We start from the raw sequence: 15,439 nt of genomic DNA, 5'->3' as shown, positions 1-15,439 counted from the left end.
CACACGGTGTCAATGTGCAGTGGGAAATAAGTCACCGGCCCCATCCAACTACAGTGAATCCGTAGCTTCGGCAGCACAGGGAGGCAAGAAAATGAGCACAATCTCCGCAGATCCGGAGGTGCTGGGCGAGCCAATTTCCTTGGCCGAGCAGTCCTATCGCGATATCCGCGACCGCTTGATCATGCTGGACATCCGCCCCGGGGAACCGATCAACGACGGCCAGTTGGCCCTCGAACTCGGGGTCGGGCGCACGCCGGTGCGCGAGGCGCTCAAGCGCCTGGAGATCGACCACCTGGTCATTTCCTATCCGCGCCGCGGCACCTTTGCCACGATCGTGGACATTACCGAACTAGCGGACGTGTCGGAGCTCCGTCGCTCGCTCGAGCCGCTGGCCGCACGCAAGGCCGCATTGAGCGCCTCGGATGCTGATCGCAACGCACTGCGTGCCCTGGCCCGGGATATTGAACGGCTGGGGGAGAAGAAAGTCGAAAAACGCGGGTTGATGCAATATGACCTCAGCGTGCACCGGCTGATCTATCGGGCTGCGGGCAACCCCCACCTTGAGGAAACGTTGATCCGCCTGGACAATCTGGCCACCCGCATCTGGTGCCTGGTACTGGACAAGGTGCCGTCCGTCGCCGGTCACATCGAGGAACATGTGGACCTGCTCGATGCCATCGTGGCGGGGGAAGCGGACGCGGCCGAGGCCATGGCCCTGGCACACATCACCAGCTTCGAACAGACGATCCGCGCCGTCCTCTAGGAATTGCGGACGGGGGAGGCCGGCGAGATCCAGGGCATGCCGAAGCCCCCGATCGGCATGCCTTCGGGCTGTTTCAGGGAGCGGGGCCAAGCGACCATATGATGGTTGGATGCGGGAAGAACCAGGCGGGGACAACGCTTCGAAGCGCACCCCGATTTACGTGGAGATTCCCATTCGGGCTCCCCTGGAACGGGTGTGGCACCTGAGCCAGGACACCGAGATGCACCCGCGGTGGGATTTGCGGTTCTCGCGCATCGTCCCCCTGCGCCAAGATGCGGACGGGGTGCTCGACTTCCGCTACGAGTTCCATCTTCCCCTTCACATCATCCGCGGGACGGGGACGTCCCTGGGACATCGGCGCCGGGCCGATGGGCAGGCAACCTCCGTGCTCAGATTCGACACCTCCGATCCGCTCTCGCCCATCGGCCAGGGAGCAGGATATTGGAGGTACATCCCCACCGAGGACGGCGTGCGGTTCATTACCGGCTACAACTACGAGCCGGGAATGGGGCTGTTGGGAAGGATCCTGGACTCCAGCGTGATCCGTCCCGCGCTGGGGTGGGCGACCGCCGTGGGCTTTGACCGTCTGCGGCTCTGGGCCGAATCGGACGTGGATCCCCGCACGGCCCGCAACCGGTGGTTCTTGGATGCGGGTGTGAGAACGGGAAGTCTGCTGGCTGCCGGGATTCTGCTGCGCCGCGCCCGATCAACCTCAAGCACGGCCGCTGCCGTGGTCGGCGTAGCCGCGGTTTTGTCGGCATTCACGATTCCGTCCCATTGGACGGTGCCAAGGGCACGTCGGTGCCTGCGTCGGGCACCCGACGCCCGAGCGGCGCGTGCGCCCTCAATCCTTGCCGGGTTGAAGACGAGCGACGAACGCGGATCCGGTACCCGATCCATGGAAGGCGGCAAAAATGGCCTCGATCTTTGAGCTGGCACTTGGACGGGATTTTGGGCGGTTGCACCCCATGCTCCGGAAGCGATTTGCCGTGGACACGTCGGCAGGGTATGCCTGCATCGGGCAGGGCGTCTTTTTCGAAGTTCGGCGCGGCGCCTGGTGGACCAGGCCGTTCCTGCGCCTGGGCGCGTATCGAAACATCTTGTTTCCCGGGCAAGGACGGGACATCCCCTTCACCATAGAGAACTACCCGTACACGGACGGACTCGGCCGCACGACCGTCACCTTCGTGCGCACCCTGGAACTCCCGCGCGCCAGGAAGCACCGTTTCGATGCCACCATGGTGCACAGTGCGCAACGCGGCGGCATCGTCGATTACCTGGGAACGCACCAGCACCTGGCCACCGATCTCCAGCTGGAGGTCCTGGACGATGGGACGCTCCACCTTCAAACCGGTACCCTCCGCTTCTATGAAGGTCCGCTGGCGTTCACGGTTCCCGCAATCTTCACCGGAACCGCGGATCTGTATGAAGGCTACGACGACGAGCGCGGCGTGTTCACGGTGCGGATGCAGGTTCGGAACCCTGTATTTGGATTCCTCTTCGGGTACCGGGGCGAGTTCTCCTGCACCTTTCCGTCTATGACTGACGTGGGTGTCCCGGCAGACCTCAAGCCGCTCAGGGAAGAGATCCGCGAGTAGCGGCGAACCGTGGAAGGGTGGGGTATCTGAAATGGAGTCATCGGCGGCTGGTCGCTACTTCTCCGAAATGCGTTCGTGGAGTTCCTTGACGATGGCCTCATGCAGGGTCTTGAGCTGGTTGTTGCTTAAGCCGGATGGGTCGACAATCCCATTCTCGAGCTCTCCCTCGGGCAATTCTCCGGGGGAGGGTACCGCATCGGTGGAGCAGCGTAGTTTGTTGCCGGTCGCGGTGAGCAAGCACGAGGAGTCGTCGGCGTTCAGTTGAACACGGTAGTTCACGTTCTGCTTCTGCCCGATGCTGGCGTGCCAGACCCCTTCGCCACCCGGCACGATCTCCATGACGGCCATGCCGGTGGCCCAGTCGCTCAGCGAGGAATAGTCGGCCTTGATCTTGTCGGCAGTGGCTGCATTCGACTGGCGCGGGCTGCGCAGGGCATACAACTTCGCGGAGGCGCTTGTCCCCGCTGTCACCTGCGAGCTGTCGAGCACAGCCACGTGGTCGATGGTGCGTGAGGACGCACGCGAGGTGAACGGCGAGAAGAACCCGAACTTCTCGTCACCATGGTTCAAGCTGAAATTCGAATGGCTTCCAAGGTTCGTGTCGTCTTCGTCCTTGGGCTCATCGGTGATGCCGGTTGACTTCAGGATATTGGTGCTCCACCAGCCACCGTTCAGCGTGGCCAGCGACGCATTGATGCGGCGCGACTGGGAAATGGAAACGGCCGGGCCGGGAAGCTGGCCGGAAGCGACCTCGGGTCGGTACTCCAGTTCGTCGGTGCTTCCGTCATAGATGACGACGCCGGCAGGAACGTCGCGCGGGGCCAACCAGTTTTCGAGCTTCGTCACCGGGACAACGATTCTCGGGATGCCGTTGTCACAGTAGCCCCAGGTATCCACGTCCTTGGCGATCAAGCCGCTGTCGATGCGGGCAATGGCCCTCGTCAGGCTATTGCCGAAGATTCCGTTCATCCGCCTATTGGCGTGCGGGGCGAAATCGCAACGCTCGCCGGTTGCCTGGCCGGTCAACGCGAGTTTCTGCACGATCATGGTCTCGTAGCCCGGGCCCAGCCAACCGCGACGCTCCACCAGGGTCGAGTACACATTCTTTCCGGCCAGATAAGTAGTTCCGGTGATATCTCCCACGGTGCCCGAGCTGTTGGATGAGGCCTGCCGCTCGGCAACCAGATAGGGCGCGCGCAGTCCGGTTTCCGGAAGAAGTTCGTCCTCGGCGGAAACCACCGCAACGGTGTCGCGCAGGTGCACATTGGCATTCCAGCTGGCAGCCAAAGCCAACGGCACCGCCACGACAGCGGCCAGCAAACCGAGGCGTGTGACTCCCCGCTTCTTGGAAAAGAACAAACCAAACAAGGCGACGAGAATTCCCGCGACCAGCAGCGTGAGGGCCAGACCGCCACCAAGGAAGACCCCCGTGAACACCCTTGCCCGCGTCAGCGGGTCGAACAACGGACTCGCCAGGATGGCAAGAAGGACTACGCCGACGATGACGAGGGGTTTCTTCACGAGAGAATGTTCCTTTTGGCTAGGGACGATGAAATTCCTAGTCATACTTTCACGGCCGGTTCCCCGGAGCGGGATGCTGCACGCGCCTGGTGCCGAGTCGGGGCCGGCAGCTATTTTCCCGCGGCCACGTTGGAGATGGCCAGCCGGGTCGCCAGGTGCAGCGCCGCAAGGCGCGAAGTCCCGCGGGGATCGCCGCCGAGCAGCTCGAAGATCTTATTCAGTCGTTTGTGCAGCGTCTGGCGTTCCATGAACAACGATGTAGCCGCGGCGGTGGAGTTGCAGCCGGTCGACAACCACGTATCGAGGGTCGCGACCAGATCCCCGCCGCGCATGCTGTCATGGTGGAGCAAGTCCGAGAGAGTCTCCTGGATATAGCGGTCCACGCCCTGGGGCCCAAGTTCCCGAATGCTCAGGCGCTCAAGGACTACGTCTTCGCAGCCGCGCAGCAAGCCCGAGTGCGGCATGCGCAGGGCAAGTCGCTCCGTCAGCAGGGCTTCCTGCAACGACCACGAGCCATGGGTGGCATCGGGTACCCACGGACCCATGACGCCCTGGACCGCGATGACCTTGATGTCCTCGCGCAAACCACGCAGGATCCGTCGGCGTTCCAGTCCGGGGGAGGGGCCCTTGAGTGGAATGACGCCATAGAGGTACTCGGAGTCCAGGTAGGTTTTGGTCTCCGGGCTGGTGAGCCGCAGGATCCTCTCCAAGGCACTCCGGACCCGACCCAATTCGGCACCGCGAAAAACCACGACGGCAACCGGAAGTCCGACCGCCAGCCCGGCCTGTGCGCAAAGATCCCTGATCTCGCTGGCGCTGGAATCGCCGATGATGGCCTGCATCAGCGCCGAATCGGCGATCTGGGAACGTGTGGGTCGATGGTGCTGGGACAAGGCGAGTGCCAGGATGCTGCCGAGCCGCTCGGCAACGGTGGTCAACAGCTCCTGTTCGGACGATTTCCGGCCGCCCAGCTGGAGTCGGGCGGCGACCACGTCGCTGAGATAGATGTCGGAGACGACCTCGATCCGGGTCTCGTCCTCGCGGATATTGTGGCTGCTCGCCAGGGTTATTCCACCCATGTCGACCAGCGAGGCGTTGACGCCCATGGACTTGGCAATCAACTCAATCAACGGTGGCAGGTTGGGTCCGGAGGTGGCGATCCGCTGGGCGAGCAGTTGGGATATCTCGTCGGCACGCTGCAGGGCCAAGGCTTGGGCAGAGACGATTCCGCGGTTGATGGTCTCAGCCAGCTCGACGAAAGGCACGGTCGCGCGGAGCTCTATCAGCGGCAGTCCTGCTGCCTCGGCAGCCTGGATGATTTCCGGCGACAGCGTTCGATTCAGGCCGACGGTGTCGATGGCCAGTGCAGCGACCCTCCGTTCGGCAAGGCTCTGGATGTATTGGACTTGGGCCTCGGCCCTCAACGACAGCAGTGTCTGGCCAGCGCTGAGCAGGAGCTCCTCGCCGCGTAACATGGGCGCGATCTCAAGGACCTCGCTCGAATGAACCCAGCGCACTTGGCTGGTCCCGACATTTCCGGCGCCGGCCACGATGCGTGGACGTGCCTTTTTGAAGAGTCGGGTGGCCAGGACGTCCGTGAGGTGTAGAAGCATGCGGGGATCCTTCGCTCTGGAGTGGGCGGGGTGGAAGAAACCGACTGGTTGAAAGTGACACTTTGTCCACATGGCCGTGCAGAAAATATGCATTTTGAGTGTATCGGGTGATGTGTATCACTTCTACTCTGGTGGATAAGTTCTTACCGAGCCATTCGCAGCCGAAAGAGTAAACCATGAGTAAAGACGCAGCCAGTTCGTCAGAAAGCGTGACCCACGAGGTTGAAGATTCCCTACAGCCGATTCCCGAATCGGCCAGAACCACCAAGCTTTCGGGGCAGTTCTGGATCTGGGCCGGGGCCAACGTTGCCCCCATCAACTGGATCCTCGGTGCCCTGGGCATCCATCTGGGTCTCGGCCTTGCTGATACCCTCACCGTCCTGATTGCCGGCAATGTCATCGGCATGCTGGGCTTCGGGTTCTTCGTGGTTCTGGGGCAGAAGACCGGTGCCACCGGCATGCTGCTGGCCCGCGGGGCATTCGGGCGCCGCGGTGCCTACCTGCCGGCCGCCATCCAGGCGGTCATCGCCATTGGATGGTCCGCCGTGAACACATGGGTCATCCTGGATTTGATCATGGCGTTGTTCGGCATGATTGGCTGGGTCGACCCAACGGCGGAGAACCTGTTGTGGAAGATCTCCACGGCTGCGGTCATCATGGCAATCCAGGTGGCCATTTGCTACCGGGGTTACAAGGCCATTGCGCGCTTCGAGCGCATCACCATGCCGCCGACCATCATCGTGTTGATCGCCATGTCGATTCTCGCCTGGACGCAGCTGGATATCGACTGGTCCTACCAGGGTCCGGCCGGCGAAATCCTCACCGGGATGCCGCGCATCGCCGCCATGTCCTCGATCATGACGGCCATCGGCATCGGCTGGGGCATCGGATGGTTCACCTACGCTCCCGACTACTCCCGCTTCGTTTCCAAGCGCATCAAGACCCACAAGCTATACCTGGTCAGTGTCCTCGGCCAGTTCCTGCCGGTGGTTTGGCTGGGCATCCTCGGAGCCAGCCTTGCTACCAAGAACGGCACCGCAGACCCCGGGCAGCTGATCGTCGAGTCCTTTGGCACGTTGTCGATCCCGGTGATCCTTTTGGTCATCCACGGGCCGATCGCGACCAACATCATCAACATGTACACCTTCGGTGTTGCAACGCAGGCGCTGGATATCAATATCTCCCGCAAGAAGCTCTCCCTTATGGTCGGCGTGTTGGCCATGGCGGCGGTCATCGCTTTCCTCTTCGCCCACGACTTCGCCGAGGTCCTGCATAACTGGATCATTGCGATTGCGGCCTGGGTGGCGACCTGGGGTGGCATCATGGCTGTGCACTACTTCGTCTTCGAGCGCCGACACAAGGACTTCTCCTACCTGTTCCTGGACCCGAAGTCGACCAAGCTCAAGTCGATCAACCCTGCTGCATTCATTGCCTTCGCAGGCGGCATCTTCATGACGTGGATGTGCATGTATGGATCGATCCCGGCACTTCAGGGGCCGATCGCCACCGCCGTAGGCGGCATCGATTTCTCCTGGCTGGCCGGAACCTCCACCAGTGCCGGACTGTACTACGCACTGGGCTACCGCCGCTTCAGGTCCCGCATCGAACAGGGTGTTCCGTTGGGGCTGAAGCTTGATTGTTCCGATGCAGAGTTCATCCGCCAGCACGGCAGCGCCGAGTTCCTGCTCGCTGAACAGCGGATCGACGATGGAATTTCGCCCCTGGATACGACGTCCGATCCTGAATCAGGAAAGCACAAGGTCGGTTCGCAGTAGCGTCTGGGAGTCAGCGGGCCCCGCGGTGGAGATGTTCACTGCGGGGCCCTCCGCTGTGTCGCCTGCAGGGTTCGGTTGACGATCCAACACTTTCCCGGGCTGTGACGCACGGACCCATTACCGCGCCAAGCGAGCCACTAATCCGGGCGTGCTCGATCCCACGCCATGCTTCATCATTTCTGCAGGTGCCACCAGAGCACCTGGCCCGCATGTCCAGCGCCACCAGCTATCCGCCTGTCTGGTTGGAGTCTTTTTCCAAGTCTTCGAGGCCCGCCCTGTCTGCCCAGTGGATGGCTGCCTTCGGCCTCGCTGTCAGTGCCCAACGCGCGCCGCCGCCGCATTCGAAGCTCAGCGCGAGACGCGATTCGTGAACTTGCGATCGTCGCGTGGGCGCCCCGAGTCGTGAAGGCGTGGAAGGACTTGGCCAGATTGCGGGCAGTTTGCGCAGCATGCCCGCGTGTCCGAATTGTGGACAGAAAGCGTTCTGGCAGGAAAAACCCTTGACAGTGATCGGGGACACAAATAGGGTCGGTGCAACAGTGTTGCAATCAATGCAACGTCAAAAAATCTTGGTGGTTCCCAAATGATTCAGCGCAACAACTCCGCGAACGGCAATGGCGCCAACGCACGTTCTGCAACGAGCACGCTCACCGACCTCCCGCCTTCCGGCCTTGGCCCGACGCTCAGTGGCCAGGAGCGTCCCGACCCGGATGGGATCGGCAAAAAGACCCGACGCAAGGTGGTTGCCGCAAGTTTTATCGGCAACTTCGTGGAGTGGTTTGACTACGCAGTCTACGGTTACCTTGCAGTCACCATCACCGCAGTTTTCTTCCCCGAGTCCGATCCGACGACCGGCTTGATGCTCACCTTCGCGCTCTTTGCCGTTTCGTTCTTCGTTCGCCCCTTGGGCGGTTTCGTTTGGGGCCATATCGGAGACAAGGTTGGGCGTCGCGAGGCACTCTCGTGGTCGATCCTGATCATGTCCGCGGCAACCTTCTGCATAGCCTTGATCCCTTCGTATAACACCATCGGCATCTGGGCGCCGATCCTGCTGCTGATCATCCGCGTCGTCCAGGGCTTCTCGGCCTCGGGCGAATATGCGGGAGCATCCGCCTTCCTTGTGGAGTACGCACCGGCCAACCGCCGCGGACTCTACGCCGCCGTTGTTCCGGCCAGCACGGCCACCGGCCTGCTGCTCGGTTCCCTGATGGCAGGGCTGCTTACCGGGCTGCTGGAACCAGCGGCCATGGAATCCTGGGGGTGGCGCCTTCCGTTCCTGCTGGCTGCACCCATGGGCCTGATCGGCCGCTATATCCGCACCAAGCTCGAAGACTCTCCCGTCTTCGCCGAACTTGCCAAGGAAGACGAGGCGGTCAAGGCCCCGGTGAGCTCATTGTTCAAGAACCACTGGCGCCAGCTCATCCAGGCCGTCGGCGCGGTGCTGCTCAACGCCGTGGGCTTCTATCTGATCCTCAGCTACATGCCCACCCACCTGCACGAAAACATCGGAATCTCACAGTCCGCCGCCTACGTCGCGACCACGGTGGCCTTGACCACCTACATCGGCTTCATCTTCCTCATGGGGCTGCTTTCGGACCGGTTGGGCCGCAAGAAGGTGCTGATGACCGCCTCGATCCTCTTCGTGGTACTCACCGTGCCGGCCTTCCTGCTGCTGGAAACCGGGAATTTCCTGATCATCGTGCTGGTGCAGATCCTGCTCGGCGCCATGCTCAGCCTCAACGACGGCACACTGCCCAGCTACCTGGCTGAAATGTTCCCAACCCGGGTTCGCTACTCCGGCTTTGCCGTGAGCTTCAATCTGTCCAACGCCCTGTTCGGTGGCACCGCGCCCTTCGTGGCGACCGTCCTGATTGCCACCTCGGGCAGCGTGCTGGCGCCCGGCTGGTACCTCATGGGTGCCGCAGTCATTGCCCTGATTGCCGTAGCCTGCTCGGTGGAGACCAGCAAAAAGCCACTGGCTTGAGGCCGGGCAGTTGTTACCGTGATGCCGGCCATGGCCCGGCGGGCCCCCTGCGGCCTGCTTCATCTTGGCCGGCCACGGTTGACTGTGAAATGAATCACTGAAAGTATTCCGTTGCAACTAGGTTGCGATGAACGCAACACTTTTCCATTCGCTGGAATCCTGGCCAATCCGCCGAAGTCCCAATGTGCCATGTCAGCTGTCCAACACAGGAGACGACCATGACCTCAGTTTTTCTTGAAGACCTTGACGCAGAGACCTACGCTGCCATTGTGGCGAAGGAAGGGTCGACCGTCATTATCCCGACCGGCGCCACCGAGCAGCACGGTCCGCACATGCCCTTGGGCGTGGACGCGATGCTTTCGAAGGCCATCGCCGGGGTGGTCGCCGAGCGGGCCGGCGCGGTCGTTGCCCCGGTCTTTGCCTACGGGTACAAATCCCAGCCGCGTTCGGGTGGCGGCAACCACCGGATCGGCACCACCTCTCTGGGTGCCGCGTCACTGACCGGGATGGTTGACGATGTGGTTTCCTCGTTCCTGGGCCAGGGCTTTTCGCATGTGGTGGTCCTCAACGGCCACTTCGAGAACTACCAGTTCATCTACGAGGGATTGGACAACGCGGTCTCCCGTGCCCGCGACCGTGCCGCCGGCGCCAATTCACGCGCGGTGCTGCTTTCTTACTGGGACTTCGTTGACGAGGCCACCTTGGAGCAGGTCTTCCCCGAAGGGTTCCTGGGCTGGGACATTGAGCACGGAGGGGTGCTGGAAACCTCACTGATGCTGCTGCTCCACCCGGAGAAGGTGGACATGTCCCGCGTCGTGGACCACCCACCGGCCAAGCTGACCCCCTATGACATTTTTCCCGAGGACCCGGCGCGCACACCGGACAGCGGGTGCCTCTCCAGCGCAATGGGCGCGAGTGCGGAACGTGGGCAGCTGCTGCTCGATGCGGTGACCAGCCAGGTCGCCGCCGCCCTGGAGGGCGAACTGTCGCTTGGAAAAACCACCCTGGAGGTGTCTTAGCATGACCATGGACAAGACAGAGCAGGAAACCCCACGACCTGCCAAGCCCGGAGCCGCCGGCAAGGCCAAGGCCCCGGTGGAAGTGCCACGCTTCGTGGGGCTGCATATCCCGCCCATTGACCGTTTGCTGATCCGAGTCATTCCGCCGGTGCTCATCGTTGCGGTCATGATCTGGGTGCTGACCAACCCGGTCGGGGCGGCGGCCGCGATCTCCGAGATGCGCACCTTCGTCACCGGCCGGTTCACCTGGCTGTTCATCCTGTACTCGGTCTTCACCGTGGTGGTGTGCATCTGGCTTGCCTCCAGCAAGGTTGGCAAGATCCGACTGGGCGGACCCAGCGCGAAGCCGCAACACAGCAAGTTCGCATGGTATTCGATGCTCTTTGCCTGTGGGCAGGGCATCGGTTTGATCTTCTGGTCGGTCGCCGAGCCGATCATGTTGCGGGATGAAAACCCGGTCATTCCGGCCGGACCCAGCGGGGGTGCAGAGGGTGCCATCGTGTGGACCTATTTCCATTGGGGCCTGACAGCCTGGGCAATGTACTGCGTGGTGGCCGTGTGCCTGGCATATTCCCACCACAATCTGGGCAAGACCCTGACATTCCGCGAGGCCACCGTCGACATCCTCCCGCGCTGGTCGCGCCGCGGTGCCGGCGTGGTTGTTGAACTGCTCGCCATCATCGCCACGGTGCTTGGCCTGGCCACCTCCTTCGGGTTTGCAGCCATGCAGTTCTCTTCGGGCCTCACCTCCTTTACCGGCATCGTGGCCAGCCCTGTGATGTGGTTCATGGTCATCCTGGTCTTCGCAGGCATCACCTCGATCTCGGCCATCGTCGGCATCAACAAGGGCATGGCCCGGATCAGCAGCGTGAACTCGATCCTGAGCATCGTGCTGGTTGGTGCCGTGCTGATCTTCGGCCCGACGCTGTTCATCATCTCGAACATGTCCCAGACCTTCGGCAGCTTCATGGCGAACTTCGTGGACATGAGCATGTGGACGGACTCGGGACTTGCCGCCACGACGCTGGAGAGCTGGCAGGACAGTTGGAACGGCTGGTGGACAGTGTTCATCTGGTGCTGGGTCATTGCCTTCTCACCGTTTGTCGCCGGCTTCATTGCACGTATTTCCCGCGGACGCACCATCCGCGAGTTCGTCCTGGGCGTGACCGTCATCCCCACCCTGATCGTCATGGTCTGGGTTGCAGTGATTGGATCCGCCGCCATCTACTACGACGACAAGTCCGACCGCGGCATCAGTGCAGCGGTGGCGGCGGACACCTCTGCCGGCCTGTTTGCGATGCTGGACGCCGTTCCGGTGGTCGGCACCATCCTGCTGGTGGTGGCCACCATCCTGGTCGCCACCTACTACGTGACCTCGCTGGACTCGGGTATCTATGCGCTCAGTGAGTTCGTCTCTGCTCCACACAAATCCGGGCCAGTCTTTCGCGTGGTACTGGTGCTTTCGGTGGGTACGGTCACCACCGTGCTGCTGACGCTTGGCGGGACCGCGGTGGTGGACACCGTGCAAACCGGCACCATTATCGGGGCCTTCCCGTTCTCCTTCGTGATCATCCTGATGATCGTGAACCTGATCCGGCGCCTGCTCAAGCGCGACAAGGCCATCAGGCGGATGGAGAAGGACATCAATAACCCGGATCCGTCCCTGGTCATCGTGCCCGACCCGCGCGGGGAAGGGGCCATCCGCATGGTCTCGGTCGATGAGGAACCGGAGAACCTGACACTCCGGGAGTAGGGCCCCGGGCAGCCAAGGCCGTGCCATCCGCAATCTTGTTGCGGATGGCACGGCCTTTCTGCGTCGCCACAGTGCACAAAAAGGCCGGGGAAAACAACTTCCCCGCGGCGCAATGGACGGTTCGCGGAGAAAACTTTTTGGGGTCCGACGAATCGCACTTGACAGTGAGATGAGACACACATATTCTGAGTGCAACGGCGTTGCAGTGAATGCAACAGTCCGAAACTTTCTCCGGCGGTTCCCAAGAATCCACGCAATCCTTTGGATTGGGCCGGTCTCCATTGCCACCTGATTACTTCTGAGGAGTCAATACCTTGACCACCACCGCGAACACCGCAACCAACGTTTCCGAGCTCGAGCGCCTCAAGACCCTGCACAACGGCACCAAGCAGCAGCTCACCTTCTCGGACACCGAGTTCGAGCGTCGCTTGGGCGGCCTGCGCAAAATCATGGCCGCCAAGGAACTTGATGCGGTCATCCTGACCAGCTACCACGGCATCAAGTACTACTCCGATTTCCTCTACACCACCTTCGGGCGCAACTACGCGCTGGTTGTCACCGCCGACAGCTCGACAACCATCACCGCGAACATCGACGCCGGCATGCCGTGGCGCACCAGCTACGGCGACAACATCGTCTACACCGACTGGAAGCGCGACAACTTCTACTACGGACTGCAGGAGGCCCTGAAGCGCAACGGCGTCAAGGCAACCCGCATCGGCGTCGAGGACGACGCCCTGCCGTTGTTCACCCGACAGGCCATCGCCGCGACCTTCGACGGTGCCACCCTGGTGGATGTCTCGCAGGAAGCCATGCGCCAGCGCATGATCAAGTCCGCCGAGGAGATCGAGGTCATCAAGCACGGTGCACGCATCGGCGACATCGGCGGCGAAGCCATCAAGGCAGCGATCCGCGAGGGCATCACCGAGTACGAGGTCGCACTGATCGGCACCGAGGCCATGGTGCACGAAATCGCCAAGACCTTCCCGCACCGCGAAGTGCGCGACACCTGGGTCTGGTTCCAGTCCGGCATCAACACCGACGGCGCCCACAACTGGGCCACCACCCGCAAGCTGGAGCGCGGGGACATCCTCTCGCTGAACTGCTTCCCGATGACTTCGGGCTACTACACCGCCCTGGAGCGCACCTTGTTCCTCGGCGAGCCGGACGCCCGCTCGCTGCAGGTATGGAACGCCAACGTCGAGGTGCACAAGCGCGGCCTGGAACTGATCAAGCCCGGCGCGGTCTGCAAGGACATCGCCGCGGAGCTCAACGAGATCTTCATCGGCCACGGACTGCTGCCCAACCGCACCTTCGGCTACGGCCACTCCTTCGGCGTCCTGTCGCACTACTACGGCCGCGAAGCCGGCCTGGAACTGCGCGAGGACATCGATACGGTCCTGGAGCCGGGCATGGTTGTCTCCATGGAACCGATGGTCACCATCCTGGACGGCGAGCCGGGTGCCGGTGGCTACCGCGAGCACGACATCCTGGTCATCGGCGAGGACGGCGGCGTGGAAAACATCACCAAGTTCGGTTTCGGCCCGGAAAACAACATCATCGACGCCTAGCCTCGAACTGGCATGATGGGGGTGGTGGAGTGCACGCGTGCGCCCCGCCACCCCCTTTCCGCATCCGACGAAGAATCGAGCCGCACGCCATGAACCTGGACGAACACGACCGCGCCGGATATGCCACCGCCCTGGAGCAAGCCCGCCTGGGTGCAGGCGAGGGAGGGGTGCCCATCGGCTCGAGCATCTACGAGAACGGCGTGATGCTGGGGGCCGGCCGCAACCGCCGCGTGCAAAGCGGTGATCCGACGGCGCACGGGGAAATCGACGCACTGCGCAATGCCGGACGCCGTGCCTCCTATGCCGGGACCACCCTGTACTCCACGCTGGCACCCTGCGCCATGTGCTCCGGATCGATCATCCTCTTCGGCATCCGCCGCGTGGTGGTCGGGGAGGAGAAGAACTTCCCCGGGGAACTCGAGCTGCTGCGCTCCCGCGGCGTGGAGGTCGTGGTCATCGACGACCCGAAGGCCACCGCACTGATGGAAGACTTCACCACCCGGAACCCGGGGCTGTGGAACGAAGACATCGGCGTCGACGAGGCGCAGCCCGACCCGGAGCAGTAGCGTGCATCCGTGAACGCACCCACCAGCACCCCATCCACCGGAGGAATCCCCATGGTTGCCCAAACGGCAGAAACCCCCGCCGCGGAACCGCGCGGCGCCTCGGTCATCGTCAACGTCATCGACGTGCTGCGCTGCTTCACCGTGGAGCACCCGGTGCTCGGCGTCACCGAGATCGCCGCGCAGGTGGGACTGCACAAATCCAGCGTCTCGCGCATCCTGGCCACCCTGGAGCAGGAACGCATCGTGGCCCGCGACGAGGCCACCCGCAAGTACTCGCTGGGCCTGGGGCTCATCGCCGTGGCCGGACCGCTGCTGGCCAACCTGGACGTGCGCCGGGTGTCCTTCCCGTTCCTGAACGAACTGGCCCGGGACACCGGGGAGACCGCGGTGCTGACCATCTGGGACGGCCTTGAATCCGTCTCGGTCGAACAGATCCCCAGCATCCACCAGGTCAAGCACACCTCGGCCATGGGCAGCCGCTACAACACCGCGCTCAGCGCCTCGGTGCAGGTATTCCTGGCCCACGAGAACGCGGAACGCGCCGCGGCACTGCTGGAATCCGGGACCGTGGTGCTGCCGGAAAGCACCGCCGGCGCCCGCGCCGAGTACCTCGCGCGCCTTCAGGCCGTGCGCCGCCGCGGTTACGCGGCCAACCACGGGGAAACCTCTCCCGACGAGGTCGGGGTGGCCGCACCGGTCTTCGACCACCGCGGCACCGTGGTCGCCAGCGCCATGATCGCCGCCCCGTACTACCGGGTCTCCGAGGAACAACTCCACCAGCTCGGTGACGCCTGCATGCGGGCCGCACGGCAAATCAGCCTTCGCCTGGGCTCTCCGGCGACCTAGGGACGGGATCCTGTGATGTTTGAACCACGTGGTGCGCACACCTTCGACTACTCGCTGCACGAAGGCACGCCGACGCGCATGCAATTCCACTTTGCCGATTCCATGGCCATGCCCGTGGCCATCCAGACCTGGGAACTGGACCCCGGGGGACACGAGGGCATGCACTCCCACGACCCGGACACCGTAGCGCTGGAGGAGTTCTACCTGGTCCTCGAGGGCACCGCGCAGATGCAGGTCGGCGCGGAACACCACCGGCTGCGCGCCGGGGACAGCGTCCTGGCCCCGGCCGGGGTGGAGCACGACCTGCGCAACACCGGGGACGGGGTGCTGCGCGTGCTGGTGGTCTGGGGCGAACCCGGACACAAGGACTTCTCATCATTCGGGTCCCTGGCCGCGGGGCTGGCGACCCGGGGCACCAAGCCCTGAACGA

General features: G+C 63.0%; 13 protein-coding genes. 11 read left to right on the top strand and 2 right to left on the bottom strand.

Features of this window, described 5'->3' with window-relative positions:
* Nucleotides 1-91 precede the first annotated feature (91 nt).
* The 3 genes from BLJ79_RS18800 to BLJ79_RS18790 all read left to right on the top strand — a co-directional run bounded on the left by BLJ79_RS18800 (nucleotide 92) and on the right by BLJ79_RS18790 (nucleotide 2,361).
* Complete coding sequence (locus BLJ79_RS18800) at nucleotides 92-763, top strand: GntR family transcriptional regulator (protein ID WP_071216315.1); 672 nt, start codon at nucleotides 92-94, stop codon at nucleotides 761-763.
* 109 nt (nucleotides 764-872) lie between these two features.
* Nucleotides 873-1,694 carry an SRPBCC family protein gene (locus BLJ79_RS18795; protein WP_071216314.1) on the top strand — a complete coding sequence of 274 codons (822 nt, stop codon included), beginning with the start codon at nucleotides 873-875 and terminating at the stop codon, nucleotides 1,692-1,694.
* Nucleotides 1,678-2,361 (top strand): DUF4166 domain-containing protein, encoded by a 684-nt coding sequence (locus tag BLJ79_RS18790; protein ID WP_071216313.1) that lies wholly within the window; start codon nucleotides 1,678-1,680, stop codon nucleotides 2,359-2,361. Before BLJ79_RS18795 ends, BLJ79_RS18790 begins: the two co-directional genes overlap by 17 nt.
* 54 nt (nucleotides 2,362-2,415) lie before the next feature.
* Here BLJ79_RS18790 and BLJ79_RS18785 read toward each other — a convergent pair whose 3' ends face one another.
* Both BLJ79_RS18785 and BLJ79_RS18780 read right to left on the bottom strand, forming a co-directional pair.
* On the bottom strand, nucleotides 2,416-3,882 hold the full coding sequence (locus tag BLJ79_RS18785; RefSeq protein ID WP_071216312.1) for a hypothetical protein: 1,467 nt from the start codon (nucleotides 3,880-3,882) through the stop codon (nucleotides 2,416-2,418).
* A gap of 110 nt (nucleotides 3,883-3,992) precedes the next feature.
* Nucleotides 3,993-5,495: a PucR family transcriptional regulator ligand-binding domain-containing protein gene (locus BLJ79_RS18780; protein ID WP_071216311.1), complete on the bottom strand. Its 1,503-nt coding sequence runs from the start codon at nucleotides 5,493-5,495 to the stop codon at nucleotides 3,993-3,995.
* Between the two features lie 176 nt (nucleotides 5,496-5,671).
* Between BLJ79_RS18780 and BLJ79_RS18775 the strand changes: the two genes are divergently transcribed.
* The 8 genes from BLJ79_RS18775 to BLJ79_RS18740 all read left to right on the top strand — a co-directional run bounded on the left by BLJ79_RS18775 (nucleotide 5,672) and on the right by BLJ79_RS18740 (nucleotide 15,435).
* Nucleotides 5,672-7,270, top strand: a complete 1,599-nt coding sequence (locus BLJ79_RS18775; protein WP_083411469.1) for a purine-cytosine permease family protein — start codon at nucleotides 5,672-5,674, stop codon at nucleotides 7,268-7,270.
* A 583-nt stretch (nucleotides 7,271-7,853) separates the two neighbouring features.
* Complete coding sequence (locus BLJ79_RS18770; RefSeq protein WP_175475540.1) at nucleotides 7,854-9,254, top strand: MFS transporter; 1,401 nt, start codon at nucleotides 7,854-7,856, stop codon at nucleotides 9,252-9,254.
* A 218-nt stretch (nucleotides 9,255-9,472) separates the two neighbouring features.
* A complete protein-coding gene (locus BLJ79_RS18765; RefSeq protein WP_071216309.1) occupies nucleotides 9,473-10,273 on the top strand; it encodes a creatininase in 801 nt (266 codons plus the stop codon).
* Between the two features lie 7 nt (nucleotides 10,274-10,280).
* Nucleotides 10,281-12,026, top strand: a complete 1,746-nt coding sequence (locus BLJ79_RS18760; protein ID WP_071216404.1) for a BCCT family transporter — start codon at nucleotides 10,281-10,283, stop codon at nucleotides 12,024-12,026.
* Between the two features lie 314 nt (nucleotides 12,027-12,340).
* Nucleotides 12,341-13,597, top strand: coding sequence for an aminopeptidase P family protein (locus tag BLJ79_RS18755; RefSeq protein ID WP_071216308.1), 1,257 nt, complete (start codon nucleotides 12,341-12,343; stop codon nucleotides 13,595-13,597).
* 89 nt (nucleotides 13,598-13,686) lie between these two features.
* On the top strand, nucleotides 13,687-14,163 hold the full coding sequence (locus BLJ79_RS18750) for a nucleoside deaminase (protein WP_071216307.1): 477 nt from the start codon (nucleotides 13,687-13,689) through the stop codon (nucleotides 14,161-14,163).
* Nucleotides 14,164-14,214: 51 nt separating this feature from the next.
* Complete coding sequence (locus BLJ79_RS18745; RefSeq protein ID WP_071216306.1) at nucleotides 14,215-15,009, top strand: IclR family transcriptional regulator; 795 nt, start codon at nucleotides 14,215-14,217, stop codon at nucleotides 15,007-15,009.
* A 15-nt stretch (nucleotides 15,010-15,024) separates the two neighbouring features.
* Nucleotides 15,025-15,435 carry a cupin domain-containing protein gene (locus tag BLJ79_RS18740; RefSeq protein ID WP_071216305.1) on the top strand — a complete coding sequence of 137 codons (411 nt, stop codon included), beginning with the start codon at nucleotides 15,025-15,027 and terminating at the stop codon, nucleotides 15,433-15,435.
* Nucleotides 15,436-15,439 lie beyond the last annotated feature (4 nt).

The organism is Arthrobacter sp. UCD-GKA (genome assembly GCF_001863355.1).
In the GTDB taxonomy this organism is placed as follows: Bacteria; Actinomycetota; Actinomycetes; order Actinomycetales; family Micrococcaceae; genus Paeniglutamicibacter.
This window is presented reverse-complemented; position numbering and strand designations above follow the sequence as displayed.

What these genes read in the sequence shown, in the direction of transcription:
- BLJ79_RS18800 (WP_071216315.1), top strand. Translation starts at nt 92, where the DNA reads ATGAGCACAATCTCCGCAGATCCGGAGGTGCTGGGCGAGCCAATTTCC.
- BLJ79_RS18795 (WP_071216314.1), top strand. Translation starts at nt 873, where the DNA reads ATGCGGGAAGAACCAGGCGGGGACAACGCTTCGAAGCGCACCCCGATT.
- BLJ79_RS18790 (WP_071216313.1), top strand. Translation starts at nt 1,678, where the DNA reads ATGGCCTCGATCTTTGAGCTGGCACTTGGACGGGATTTTGGGCGGTTG.
- BLJ79_RS18780 (WP_071216311.1), bottom strand. Translation starts at nt 5,495, where the DNA reads ATGCTTCTACACCTCACGGACGTCCTGGCCACCCGACTCTTCAAAAAG.
- BLJ79_RS18775 (WP_083411469.1), top strand. Translation starts at nt 5,672, where the DNA reads ATGAGTAAAGACGCAGCCAGTTCGTCAGAAAGCGTGACCCACGAGGTT.
- BLJ79_RS18770 (WP_175475540.1), top strand. Translation starts at nt 7,854, where the DNA reads ATGATTCAGCGCAACAACTCCGCGAACGGCAATGGCGCCAACGCACGT.
- BLJ79_RS18765 (WP_071216309.1), top strand. Translation starts at nt 9,473, where the DNA reads ATGACCTCAGTTTTTCTTGAAGACCTTGACGCAGAGACCTACGCTGCC.
- BLJ79_RS18760 (WP_071216404.1), top strand. Translation starts at nt 10,281, where the DNA reads ATGGACAAGACAGAGCAGGAAACCCCACGACCTGCCAAGCCCGGAGCC.
- BLJ79_RS18750 (WP_071216307.1), top strand. Translation starts at nt 13,687, where the DNA reads ATGAACCTGGACGAACACGACCGCGCCGGATATGCCACCGCCCTGGAG.
- BLJ79_RS18745 (WP_071216306.1), top strand. Translation starts at nt 14,215, where the DNA reads ATGGTTGCCCAAACGGCAGAAACCCCCGCCGCGGAACCGCGCGGCGCC.
- BLJ79_RS18740 (WP_071216305.1), top strand. Translation starts at nt 15,025, where the DNA reads ATGTTTGAACCACGTGGTGCGCACACCTTCGACTACTCGCTGCACGAA.